At 68.2% G+C, this 11,842-nt stretch carries 9 protein-coding genes; 3 read left to right on the top strand and 6 right to left on the bottom strand.

What is annotated here, in order from left to right:
• Nucleotides 1–39: 39 nt before the first annotated feature.
• From MYF83_RS20575 to MYF83_RS20545, 6 genes are all read right to left on the bottom strand, one after another.
• The gene (locus MYF83_RS20575; protein ID WP_248962135.1) at nt 40–459 is read right to left on the bottom strand and encodes a GlcG/HbpS family heme-binding protein; all 420 of its coding nucleotides are present in this window, start codon (nt 457–459) and stop codon (nt 40–42) included.
• 75 nt (nt 460–534) lie between these two features.
• The gene (locus tag MYF83_RS20570; RefSeq protein ID WP_248962134.1) at nt 535–927 is read right to left on the bottom strand and encodes a glycerol dehydratase reactivase beta/small subunit family protein; all 393 of its coding nucleotides are present in this window, start codon (nt 925–927) and stop codon (nt 535–537) included.
• Between the two features lie 6 nt (nt 928–933).
• A complete protein-coding gene (locus MYF83_RS20565; RefSeq protein ID WP_248962133.1) occupies nt 934–2,781 on the bottom strand; it encodes a diol dehydratase reactivase subunit alpha in 1,848 nt (615 codons plus the stop codon).
• A 15-nt stretch (nt 2,782–2,796) separates the two neighbouring features.
• The gene (locus MYF83_RS20555) at nt 2,797–5,157 is read right to left on the bottom strand and encodes a propanediol/glycerol family dehydratase large subunit (RefSeq protein ID WP_279339813.1); all 2,361 of its coding nucleotides are present in this window, start codon (nt 5,155–5,157) and stop codon (nt 2,797–2,799) included.
• 51 nt (nt 5,158–5,208) lie between these two features.
• Entirely contained in the window at nt 5,209–5,646 is a 438-nt protein-coding gene (locus tag MYF83_RS20550; protein ID WP_248962132.1) for a diol dehydratase small subunit, read from the bottom strand.
• A 149-nt stretch (nt 5,647–5,795) separates the two neighbouring features.
• Nucleotides 5,796–7,307 carry a helix-turn-helix domain-containing protein gene (locus MYF83_RS20545; RefSeq protein ID WP_248962131.1) on the bottom strand — a complete coding sequence of 504 codons (1,512 nt, stop codon included), beginning with the start codon at nt 7,305–7,307 and terminating at the stop codon, nt 5,796–5,798.
• Nucleotides 7,308–7,515: 208 nt separating this feature from the next.
• Here MYF83_RS20545 and exaC point away from each other — a divergent pair, with 208 nt between their 5' ends.
• The 3 genes from exaC (at nt 7,516) to MYF83_RS20530 (ending at nt 11,730) form a co-directional block, all read left to right on the top strand.
• A complete protein-coding gene (exaC, locus tag MYF83_RS20540; protein ID WP_248962130.1) occupies nt 7,516–9,039 on the top strand; it encodes an acetaldehyde dehydrogenase ExaC in 1,524 nt (507 codons plus the stop codon).
• A gap of 2 nt (nt 9,040–9,041) precedes the next feature.
• Nucleotides 9,042–9,446 carry a DUF779 domain-containing protein gene (locus MYF83_RS20535; protein WP_248962129.1) on the top strand — a complete coding sequence of 135 codons (405 nt, stop codon included), beginning with the start codon at nt 9,042–9,044 and terminating at the stop codon, nt 9,444–9,446.
• A 217-nt stretch (nt 9,447–9,663) separates the two neighbouring features.
• Complete coding sequence (locus MYF83_RS20530) at nt 9,664–11,730, top strand: BMP family ABC transporter substrate-binding protein (protein WP_248962128.1); 2,067 nt, start codon at nt 9,664–9,666, stop codon at nt 11,728–11,730.
• Nucleotides 11,731–11,842 lie beyond the last annotated feature (112 nt).

Below are 11,842 nucleotides of genomic sequence, written 5' to 3'. Positions count from 1 at the left end.
CCCTGCTGCCCCTTCCGCGGGCAAGGTCGGCGCCAGCGCCTACCTTGCCACGCCGCCCCAGGCGTCCACACCTGCCTGGGCGACCGTGATGTCCTGCTCTACGGTTCCCGCGCTCACCCCGACCGCGCCGACGACCTCACCGCCCGCCTCGGTCAGCGGGATACCGCCGCCGAAGATCATCAGGCCTCCGTTGGTCACTTCGATGCCGTAAAGCGGGCCACCGGGTGCGGCGGCTTTCCCGAGTTGCTCGGTGGTCATCTCCATCAGCGCGGCGGTACGGGCCTTGCGGGCGGCGATGTCGATGCTGCCGAGGATCGCACCGTCCTGGCGCGCGAACGCCAGTAAGTGTCCACCGTGGTCCACCACGGCGACGTTCATGGGTTGGCCGATCTCGTCAGCTTTGCGCAGCGCTGCGTCCAGCACGTGCCGGGCGTCGGCGAGGCCGAGTCGTGCGGGCACGATGTCTCCCTTCACTGGTCAATGAGGTGGCGGGGGCCCGCCACTCTCCTGGGTGGGCACCCGGTGGCGGTGTGGTCAGGCACGGCGAACGCCCTCCTGCTGCTTGAACGGGAGGCCGGCAACCAGCCGGGCCGCGTTGTGGCCCATGGTGCGGGCACTCGTGGCCGGGCCCGCCACCGCGGGGGCGTCCGGCGGCAGCTTGGCGTGGTGCACACAGATGTTTCCTACGGAGTCCACACCTACCCCGACGTCGAGATTGGAGGCCTGGGCAGCGGCAAGGGCCAGCTCCCGCGCACTGCCGTCCGCCGCGTTCTCGGTGCGGCAGGGCACGCCCTCCTCCTCCATGCCGGCATTGATCTCACGCACGCAGTGCCGATTTCCGGGGTCCGGATGGCAAAGCACCACGACAGCGGGCCGGTTCTGCCCCACATGATCGAAGGGCCGATCATCGGCGGGCGTATGACGCATGATCCATCAGCCCCTCACCGCGGTGCCGTTCGCCCGTGCCAACGCGTAGCCGGCCACCAGGCCGGTGGCCACCGCGTTGCGCGGGCCCTCTGAGCCACGCACGTTGCCGGTCCCGCTGACGATTCCGAACTCCGCGACGGCCTCCGCGATCATGTCTGGGATCTCGAAGTCCAGCGCGGAACCACCCAGGACCACCACGAAGCCGATGATGTGCCGGATGTTGCCGTCCGGGGCCACCTGTTCGAGCGCACGGAGCGCGTTCACCACGAAGACCCGGTGCTTGGCAGACCTGCGCACCTGGCGGATCTTCTCCACGCCGTGCCGGGTCGGTATCGGGTGGATGCCGGAGTCGGTGAGCACGACAACGCGGGAGAAGGCGTCGGCAGGCAGGGGTTTGTCGAAGAAGCGAACGGTGCCGTCCTCCATGCGGATGTGGAAGAAGCTCTCCGCCTTGGCCAGCGGGAACTTCTTGATCTCTTCGGCGAGTTCCAGGTTCTCCAGCCCGAGTTCGGAGTTGATCAGGCTGGTGACCAGATCGCCGGCACCGGCCAGGTGCACCGAGTGCACTTCGGCACCGTCGGTGGTCACCGCCGCGTCAGTGGATCCACCACCGAGGTCGAGGATCGCCACCGGCCTGCCGGCACCGGGAGTGGTGAGCGCGCCCAGCAGAGCCATGTCGGCCTCGACACCGGCGATGAGCACCTCGGTACCGAGTGCCTCTCGCAGCCGGGCGGCGAGCAGCTCCATCGGTCCCTTGCTCGTACGCACCATCGCGGCCAACGCGACCGCGTTCTCCAGCGCGAACTCTCCTGCCAGGCCACCGGTGATCCGCTGGGGTACGAAGGTGTCCACGGCGAGCACGTCCTGAACGCGCACGGTATCGACAGGCATCGCGGTCAGCTCCGACATGGTGTCGCGGACGCGAGCGAGCATCCCTCCGACATGTGTGCCGGGGTCGCCAACGGCGTCGACCAAAGGCCGCACCCGGCGCAGTGTCGACATGATCTCCTCGGCGCCGGCGTCCATCTCGACCTCCCGCTTGGTCTTCTCTCCGATCAGGATCAGGGTTCCCGCGGGGATCCTGCGGTCGGTGATGTCCCCGGCCGGGGTACGCACCACGACAGCCGAACGGTTGCCCACCAGCGCCCGCGCCACCGGTGCGATCATGCGGGTCTGCTCGGAGTCGAGCTCGAACACCGTGGCGATCCCGTATGCGTTGGACAGGGTCCGGATGGTGCGGCCCTGCTCCGCGACCTCGACGGCGGCCGGCATGCCCAGCGGCACCTTGTCCACCAGCGTGACCTCGTCGACCACCGGTACCGGCTCGCCCAGCCGGTTGGCGATGAGGTTGGCGTCGTCCGCGTGCACGACCACCCCGGTGACCCGGACCCCGCGCGCGATGGCGGCGTTGATCCCCGCGGCGGCGTCCTCGAAGTCGACGCCCGCGCCGACCACGCAGATCACCGCGCTCCCGGCGGCGCATCGCGGCAGATTCGGGAAGGCCACGGTGACGCCGACCCCCAGCCCGACACCACCGGGAGTTCCCGGGTTGTGCCCGATCATCGTGGACTCCGTGATGATCGTCTCGCTGATCGTCTCCATGGCCAATCCGCTGACCACAGGGGTCGCCTCGTTGACCAGCACCGCCTGGACCTCGGCCGGATCACATCCGGCCCTGGCCAGGGCCAGGCGCACGACCTCGACGACACCCGGGACGTTCTCCGTGGTGCCCTTCACGCCAGAGGTCCTGCCCAATGCCCCGGAAAGGTAGGTGATCTTCCCGTCCTGGCCGATGTGCGCGGCGCACGCCTCCGTCGTCGAGTTACCGATGTCCACCCCCACCACCAGGGACATAGCCTCCCCCCAGCCTCAGCCGGCGTCAGCCATGCGGATCAGCACCCCGAGTTCTACCGGTTCAGCGTCAGGGCGTACGAACTCGGTCTCCTTGATGTGCAGCAATGCGGCCTTCGCCTGCCAGCGCGGGCGGGCCATGTGGTCGTTGCGCGAGGGCACCGGTTCTGGCGACTCGCCCTTGGCGTACCGGGCCGCGTTGCGGCCGATCATGCGGAAGGTCGCCGGATCCATCAACGGTGCCTGCGGGAACAGCTCCAGGTTGGACAGACGAACCAGGTCCTTCTGGTGGATCATGGTAGTGCCGCGTGAGAGGATGCCGATCCCGATGCCCGATCCGGAGAGCCTGGCCGCGCTCTGGGCGATGACCGCGAGATCGGCGCTGGCACGGAACCGGACGACACGCGCGTGTACCCCCTGCTCTTCCACCCCGGCCAGCAGTTCGCGCAGCACATCCGCGTGCGAGACGTCGACGATGGTCTTGGAGAAGAACTCACCGAAGGCCGGCGAGACGCCGATCACCACCTCGTCCGAGCGGCGCCCCGGCCGGGCCGCGCCCTTCTCCTCCAGGTGCAGCGTGCGCTCGCCGACCACGCCTCCCGCAGCCCGGCCGTCAGCCGTGATCACGTCCCCGCTCTTGCCCACCGTTTGATGGGAGGGGTGGCCGACCTCCTGTTCCGGGTTGAGGGCGCTGACGACGTGCCGCAGCCGTTTCATCTCCTCCCACCGCGCACCGCTTGGGCGGTAGCCGCTACCCGGGCCCGCGTAGTCGTTGGCGTCGTTGACGGCCGAGAGCGTCGTCAGCTCCGGGGTCAGGATCGCCGAGGTGTGCAGCAGATCACCGGAGACCCGCTGCCTCAGCACGCCCAGCAGCGCCTCAGCCGTCTCCGGGAAACCGCCGGCCTCCAGCCCCTTGACGATGTCGAGTCCGGTGATGCCCCGGTCCAGCACCGACTGTGCCGCCTTCAGGTCCTCGAGTACGTCCCGGGGCGGCAACTCCTTACTACCGTGGGCGTAGGTGACCGCCTCGATCTCCTTGTCGGTGATCGGCGCCAGGTCCAGGTAGGCGAACACGCCCTGCAGTGCTCGCGCGGCCCGGTTGCGGGCGGCGAGGATCTCCGGCTCCGGGACATGCCGGAGCGCGCCGTCGACCTGCAGGTCCCGCTGGATGGTGTTCCAGTCGTCGAAGTCCTCGGGATCCAGGTTCGAACCGGCGAACATGTTGTCGTAGTTGGGCACGGCGGAGTAGCCCGAGCAGACGAAGTCCGTGCCGGACAACAGCTGCGGCATCAGCCGCGCGGTGCGGCGCATGTCGGAGTGCGAGAACGACTGGTCGTTGCCGGACGCGCACTCCAGGTCGACGGTGCTGGCGATCAGGTTCTCGGCCAGTACCGCGCGGATTCCCGCCGGCACCGCACCGGGTACGCCGATGCAGCTGATCGAGCCGTTCTGCAGACCCTGGACCCCGGCCCCCTTGGCCACCAGAATGCAACGGATCTCCAGGTACAGCATCGACTTGCCTTCGGCGTTGCCCATCTGCACCTCCGAGCCGGTACCCGAGGTGAACCGCATCTTGATCCCGCGGGACGCGTAGGCGGATGCGAGGAATGCCTTCGACCACGGGGTGTCGTCGCCGTCGCAGAAGACCTGCTCGGTGCCGTACACCGAGATCGTCTCCGCGTAGGCGGTGATGCCGCGCATGCCCAGTTCGAGTTCCGTGGATTCCTCCAGCGCGCACTGGGTGAGCACGCCGGGCTTCCCGACCTGCGCACCTATCTGCAGGGCGATGGCCACCAGCGGGGCATATCGCACCACTCCGAGGGTGGTCTCTAGCTCGCGGAACCCTCGCAGCCCGGCCTCCGCGGCATCCGCCGCCACCTGGACCGGGTTGTCCCGTGCGCTCGTGGAGTGCCCCTGGTTGGCCGGGGTGCGCCGCGCCCGCATCTTCTGCAGCGCCATCATCATCTCGACGACGTTCATGGTCTTGACGACCTCGAGCAGCTTGGCCGGCGTCAGGCCGGACGACACCGCCAGCACCTCGCCGCGTGGCACCTTGGGGTTCAGGAGCATATGCGCGATCTCGGTGGGCGAGAGGGCCATCGCCCGCTCGGCCACCGCGGCGTCGATCGCATGGTCGGCGATGAACTGGTCAAGGAAGTCGAAGTCCTCCCTCTTCTTCCCATCCATCTCCACGATGATCCCGTTCTCCACCCGCACGCTCGGCCGCGGGTCGTACGGGCTGTCCATCGCGACCATGCCGACCTCGGGCCGCTCCTCCACGAAGCCGTCGAGGTTGACTGGACGGTTCTCCAGAATCTCCGTGCGCTTGGACCGCTTGGGGACTGACGTCTGACGAGGGGCCGCACGCTTGGTGCTCATCTCCGGTCTCACCTTCCTGATGCGTCTGTTGCCGGCGAACGCGTGGCGTACTCAGCTCGCGAGGATGCCTCGCCGCTCGTACACATCGGCGGCTTCCCTGATCAGTCGCGCGCACAGCGTGGCGGAGTAGCCACGCTCCAGCCCCTCCGCGATCTTGGTCAACTGCTGTTTCGTGGACGCGCGCGGCCGCAGGGCGTTGTAGATCTCCAGCACCGTCTCGTCCGGCAACGCGGTCAGCTCGGCGGCCCTGCGGAAGTTCTGCGCGAGCTGCGGCCTGCCGACGGAGTCCGCGATCTGCGCCTGCAGCCGCAGCGTCTCCGGCGCGATGCGGAGGTCCTCGGCCGCCACCTCGCCGGCCAGGACGGCCTCCATGGTGATCTCGTCGAGACGCTTGCCGGTCGGTGTCCTGAGCAACTCCGGACGGTGCGACGCCAACGGGTAATCGCGCTGCGGATCCAGTTCTACGGGGGGCATCTCTACGGGGGTCATGGGCTCGTACCTGCCTTCTCCTCCACCGAGCCCTGCGGGGGCCGGTACCACCGGAGTCGTCACCGCCTCAGGGGCGAACGCATGGATGTTCAAGGCGGTGCCGAGATGTGCGAGATGCTACGAAACGCTACGTAGCACTGACGTAGCGCTCACTGTTCCTCGTTCTCGGCGAGCAGCCACGCAAGCCTGGCCGCGGCGACCGGCCGCCGCAGGTCGTGCGCGGACAGGTCCCTGATCAGGCGTTCGAACACCTCGAGGTCATCGCTGCCGGGCTCGCTCTGCGCGAACGTCCACAGTGCATCGAGGTCACGGTGACCGAGGACGGCCGATCGCAGTGCCGCGAGCAGGCAATAGCGTTCCGCCCGGATGGCGGGTGCCTCCGAATTGGCGAGCAGCGGTGCGTGGCAGGCCGCAGCCGCGGCGCGCACGTCACCCGAGCACAGCGCAGCCTGTGCGGCGATGAAGTCGGCCTCGACGTCGGCCAGCAGCCGGTACGGCTTGGCCCGCATGCCGGCACCGCCGAGGTGTGCCCGGAGCCGATGGATCTCGGCGCGCACCGTCGCGGGGTTGCCGTCGTCGCCGTAAAGCTGCAGCGCCAACTGCTCGGCGGTCAACCCGGCGGGATGCAGGACGAGCAGGGCGAGCAGTTCGGCCCACCGCAAGGTCAGCGGCAGCTCGCGGCCGTCGAGCACCGCCACGGGGCGATCGCCGAGGAACGACAGTGACAGTTTGGGCCGGCGTGCCGCCGCCCGCGCCGAGCGGGGGACCCGGACCAGGTATCCCTCGGGGAGCGGCTCGACCAGCGCCTCACGGCCGTCGTCGAGCAGGACTTTGTCCGCACCGGACCGGATCTGGATACGCTCAGGCCAGTTGCCGTGCGGCTCTGCGGCGATGATCCGCCCGGTCGGAGTCAGCAGCGCGCCCATTTCGCCGCGCAGTGCGGCCAGGTGCGGCATGTTCCTGGTGCGCAGCCGCTCGTCACCCGCCTCCATCCGCCGGCGCAGATGGCTCTCCGCGAGCTGTGCGGTGGCGCTGACCAGGCTGACCACCGCGGGGTGCAACGCCTGGAGCAGTCCGCTGACGTCGATCGTGCCGAGCGTGTCCCCGGTATCCGGGTCGTGGATCGGCGCGGCCGCGCAGGTCCAGGTGTGGTAGATACGCACCAGATGCTCGGCGGAGTAGATCTGCACAGGGGCGTCGATCGCGAGGGCGGTGCCCATCGCGTTGGTCCCGATGGAGTCCTCCGCCCAGCGGGCGCCCTCACACAACCCAACCGGGTCCGCGCGCAGGCAGATGTCACTCGGCCCCTCGCGCCAGAGGATGGTGCCTAGGGCATCGGTGACGATCATGACGTGCCTTGACTCGTCCGCGATGCCGGCCAGCAGATCGCGCAGCAACGGCACCACGGCTTGCAGCGGATGGGCCGAGCGCACCTCGGCCACTTCATCCGATCTGTACACCAGCGGCGGCCGGTAGTCCTCGGGGTTCACACGCGCGGCCAGCGAGCGCCGCCACGAGTCGGAGATCACCGGACGGGGCGACGCCGACGCTTTCTCGTCACCGAGCGTGGCATCGTGCACCCGCTGCAACAGATGAAACTGCCCTACAGGGTCCGACGACAGGCCCAGGGCTGTCGAGGCTTCACCAGGCTTGACTTTCATAGTGCACTCCACGGCGATCTTGACGAGGGCGTGGGGGGTAGCCGTCACTGCCAGTGATCAGATTTACGACAACATGCTATGCAACGCCCGCCTCGGCGAAGGCGGACAGCCGACCGAGCCCCTGGCGTTCCCCGGTGCAACGATGCTGCAACGTCCACCTTCCTAAATTGGTACATAACCGTCATTTCACCATAAAGGAGGCAGACGCATGGCCACGTACGCAGCGCCGGGTGAGCCGGGCAGTGTTGTGACGTTCCAGCCGCGCTACGACCACTTCATCGGCGGTGAGTACGTACCTCCGGCAAAGGGCCGATACTTCGAGAATCCCACTCCGGTGACCGGCAAGACGTTCACCGAGGTCGCCCGGGGCACCGCCGAGGACGTCGACCGCGCGGTGGCCGCCGCGGAAGGCGCCGCTGCCGCATGGGCCCGGACCTCGCCCGCCGAGCGTGCCCAGGTGCTGAACAAGATAGCCGACAGGATCGAGCAGAACCTGGAGGCCATCGCGGTGGCCGAGTCCTGGGACAACGGCAAGCCGGTACGGGAGACCCTGGCCGCGGACATCCCACTGGCCATCGACCACTTCCGGTACTTCGCCGGTGCGATCCGGGCGCAGGACGGCGCGATCTCGCAGATCGACGCCGACACCGTGGCCTACCACTTCCACGAGCCCCTCGGCGTGGTCGCGCAGATCATCCCGTGGAACTTCCCGATCCTGATGGCCACCTGGAAGCTGGCCCCGGCGCTGGCCGCCGGAAACACGGTGGTGCTGAAGCCCGCCGAACAGACCCCGGCCTCGATCCACGTGCTGCTGAACCTGATCGCCGACCTCGTTCCGCCGGGCGTGCTGAACGTGGTCAACGGGTTCGGCGTGGAGGCCGGTAAGCCTCTGGCACAGCACCAGCGGGTCCGCAAGGTGGCATTCACCGGGGAGACCACCACGGGGCGGCTGATCATGCAGTACGCCAGCGAGAACATCGTCCCGGTCACCCTCGAACTGGGCGGCAAGAGCCCGAACATCTTCTTCGCCGACGTCGCGGACGCGCCGGACGCCTTCTACGACAAGGCGCAGGAAGGCTTCGCCATGTTCGCACTGAACCAGGGTGAGGTGTGCACCTGCCCGTCACGAGCGCTGATCCAGTCGTCCATCTACCGGGCGTTCCTGTCCGACGCCATCGCGCGGGTGGAGAAGATCAAACAGGGTCATCCCCTGGACACCGACACCATGATCGGGGCACAGGCCTCCAACGACCAGCTCGAGAAGATCCTTTCCTACATCGACATCGGCCAGAAGGAGGGCGCGAAACTCCTCACCGGCGGCGAGAGGAAGGATCTCGGCGGCGAACTGTCCGGCGGCTATTACGTCCAGCCGACGGTGTTCGAGGGCCACAACAAGATGCGGATCTTCCAGGAGGAGATCTTCGGCCCGGTGGTGTCGGTGACGCCGTTCGACGACTACGCCGACGCCATAAAGATCGCCAACGACACCCTGTACGGGCTGGGCGCGGGAGTGTGGTCACGCGACGGTAACACCGCCTACCGCGCCGGCCGTGAGATCCAGGCGGGGCGGGTGTGGACCAATTGCTACCACGCCTACCCGGCACACGCCGCGTTCGGCGGGTACAAGCAGTCCGGCATCGGTCGCGAGAACCACAAGATGATGCTCGACCATTACCAGCAGACGAAGAACCTGCTGGTGTCATACTCGCAAAACGCCCAGGGTTTCTTCTGATCATGTCCATTCAGGAGCGCCGGATCCGTCCTGCGGCGAAGCGAGTGGACCTCTCCGATGCCGCGGCCGACCTGCTGCGACGGCTCACCGGACAGTACGGACCGCTGATGTTCCACCAGTCCGGGGGGTGCTGCGACGGCAGCGCCCCGATGTGCTACCAAGCGGGAGAGTTCCGCACCGGCAACGCCGACGTCCACCTCGGCGATCTCACGGTGGACGGTGTCGGCGAACAGATCCCGGTGTGGATGTCGTCGTCGCAGTTCGAGTACTGGAAGCACACCCACATCACCATCGACGTGGTGCCCGGCCGAGGCAGCGGTTTCTCCTTGGAAGCCCCCGAAGGCGTGCGCTTCCTGATCCGCTCCCGACTGCTCACCGACGACGAACTCAGCGAACTCGACGTCTGAAGATGCGCAAAGCACCACGAGGTAGGCCCAGGCTGCCTACTCGTTCTCGCGCCACTCCATCAGAGGAACCACTCGCTGCAACTGGCAGTCGCGGTCGCGGAGTTTCGCCCTTCAGTAGACCGCTGCCCGCGTTGCCCGCGCGGCCACACGAACTGCCCTGTATCTCCGTCAAGCGCGCCATTCATGGCTATCGTCGGATCAATACGATGGAGGTCATATGCGCGACCCGCTCCCGTTACGGCCCGGTGATCCCGACCGCTTCGGCGACTACCGGGTGCTCGGCCGCCTCGGTCAAGGCGGTCAGGGCACGGTCTACCTCGCCGAGTCCCCCGCCGGCGAGGTGGTCGCCATCAAGAGCCTGCACGCGCAATACGCGATGGACGAGAGGGCGCGGCGCAGGTTCCTGCGCGAGGTCGCCACCGCGCGGCGGGTGGCGACGTTTTCCACGGCACGTGTCGTCGAAGTGAGCATGGCGGGCGAGCGCCCGTATATCGTCAGCGAGTACGTCGAGGGTGTCTCGTTGGAGCAACGGGTCCAGGAACGTGGAACGCTCGCAGGCGACGAGTTGGTACGACTGGCGCTGGGCACGGCCGGCGCACTCGCGGCGATCCATCAAGCGGGCGTCGTACACCGCGACTTCAAACCGAGCAACGTGCTGCTCGGCCCCGATGGGCCGCGCGTGATCGACTTCGGCATCGCCCGCGCCCTCGACTCGATCACGGCCACCAGCAGCGGCGTGGCCGGCACCCCGGCATACATGGCGCCCGAACAGATCGCCAACGATTCCGTCGGCCCACCGGCCGACGTGTTCAGCTGGGCGGTGACCATGGTCTTCGCGGCCAGCGGCCGTCACGCCTTCGGCGGCCCGAGCGTTCCGGCCCTCCTCCACGCCGTCCTCACCGCGGAACCCGACCTCGGAGGGGTGCCTGAGCCCCTGCGTTCACTGCTCGGCCGGTGCCTGGTCAAGTCGCCGGAGGGCAGGCCGACCGCCGCCGAGATCATGCTCCATCTGGTGGGCCAGGGCACGGGCCGGCCTCCTGCGGCGACGACCGGCGAGCGGATCCGGCCGTCGCCGTCCCCCGCCTCCGCCGTGACTCGTTCGGCGGACCAGCCCGTGCCGAAGCCCGCGGTGGTCACCGCTCCGGCGGCGATGAGCGATTCACGCCAGGCGACCCGCTCCCGGCGGATCGTGTCCCGAGCAGGCGTCCCTTCGCTGAGCGTGTTGGTCGCCCTCGCGGTCACGGCGGGCGTCTGGTTCTGGGCCCGGCCTTCCGACCCCCGCACCTCTACCGCCGCCATGTCCCCCGCCGCTCCCTCCAGCCACGTCACGCCCTCCACCACCATCGTCAACCGGCTGGACAAGGTCGGTGTCGCCTTCGATGTCAACGGCCGGGGCGATATGTGGTTCAACGACTCGGCGGCGCTGGGTCTCGACCGTGCCAAGCGTGAGCTCGGCGTGCGCGAACTCAAGGAACTGGAGGCGGGCGCGGGCGAGACGGACGCGCAAAAGAAAGAACGGCTACGGGTGCTCGCCCGAGGCGGATACAACCCTGTCATCGCCATCGGCTTTCCCTACTCCGACGCGGTCAAGAGCGTCGCGGCCGAGTTCCCGGAGACCAGGTTCGCGATCGTCGACAGCGGGGAGCCCGTGGGCAAGAACGTCTCCAACCTGGTCTTCGCCGAGCAGGAGGGCGGGTTCCTCGCCGGTGCGGCGGCGGCGCTGCTGTCGAAGAAGGGTCGCGTGGGCTTCGTCGGTGCGGTCGAGGACGGGTCGTACATCGAGAGAGCCGCCGCGGGTTTCGTCGCCGGCGCCAAGTCGATCAAGACGGACATCGGGCTCGAAGTCAAGTATCTGACCCGCCCTCCGGACTTCAGCGGCTACGACGACCCGGCCAAGGGCGAACTCGTCGCGACCGGCATGTTGGACGCGGGCGCCGATGTTCTCTTCCAGGCGGCGGGGGGCTCGAACCTCGGTGTCATGCGGGCCGCCAAGGCGGCGGGCGGCCACGTCATCGGCGCCGAAGGCGACGAGGCCCGCACCGCGGATGATTCACTGCGTGACGTTGTCCTGACCTCGGTCATCAAGCGGGTCGACATGGTGGTCTTCGACTTTCTCAAGGCTTTCTCCACCGGCTCGGCCGAGCCGGGCCCCACCGTTTACGGCATCAAGGAGAACGGTATCGGTTTCACCAGGACGGGCGGCGGGATCGACGGCATCAGGGCGCGTCTTGACGAGGTCGAACAGAAGATCGCCAGGGGCGAGACCGTCGTCCCCAGCTCATGATCGGGCACAGAGAGATCGGCACTCCCCAGCTTCCCCGTGCTCGGAGCTCCGCGGAACGAGAGGACTCCTGATCACCCAGCACGCGTGAACCGGTGGACGTGCAATCGATGCC

The sequence above is a fragment of the Sphaerisporangium perillae genome (genome assembly GCF_023276435.1).
GTDB lineage: Bacteria > Actinomycetota > Actinomycetes > Streptosporangiales > Streptosporangiaceae > Sphaerisporangium > Sphaerisporangium perillae.
Note: the sequence above shows the minus strand (reverse complement) of the source record. Positions and strands in the feature narration are given on the sequence as shown.

Excerpts from the sequence above, each read along its gene's own strand:
- MYF83_RS20570 (WP_248962134.1), bottom strand. The coding sequence starts at position 927 with ATGCGTCATACGCCCGCCGATGATCGGCCCTTCGATCATGTGGGGCAG.
- MYF83_RS20565 (WP_248962133.1), bottom strand. The coding sequence starts at position 2,781 with ATGTCCCTGGTGGTGGGGGTGGACATCGGTAACTCGACGACGGAGGCG.
- MYF83_RS20555 (WP_279339813.1), bottom strand. The coding sequence starts at position 5,157 with ATGAGCACCAAGCGTGCGGCCCCTCGTCAGACGTCAGTCCCCAAGCGG.
- MYF83_RS20550 (WP_248962132.1), bottom strand. The coding sequence starts at position 5,646 with ATGACCCCCGTAGAGATGCCCCCCGTAGAACTGGATCCGCAGCGCGAT.
- MYF83_RS20545 (WP_248962131.1), bottom strand. The coding sequence starts at position 7,307 with ATGAAAGTCAAGCCTGGTGAAGCCTCGACAGCCCTGGGCCTGTCGTCG.
- exaC (WP_248962130.1), top strand. The coding sequence starts at position 7,516 with ATGGCCACGTACGCAGCGCCGGGTGAGCCGGGCAGTGTTGTGACGTTC.
- MYF83_RS20535 (WP_248962129.1), top strand. The coding sequence starts at position 9,042 with ATGTCCATTCAGGAGCGCCGGATCCGTCCTGCGGCGAAGCGAGTGGAC.
- MYF83_RS20530 (WP_248962128.1), top strand. The coding sequence starts at position 9,664 with ATGCGCGACCCGCTCCCGTTACGGCCCGGTGATCCCGACCGCTTCGGC.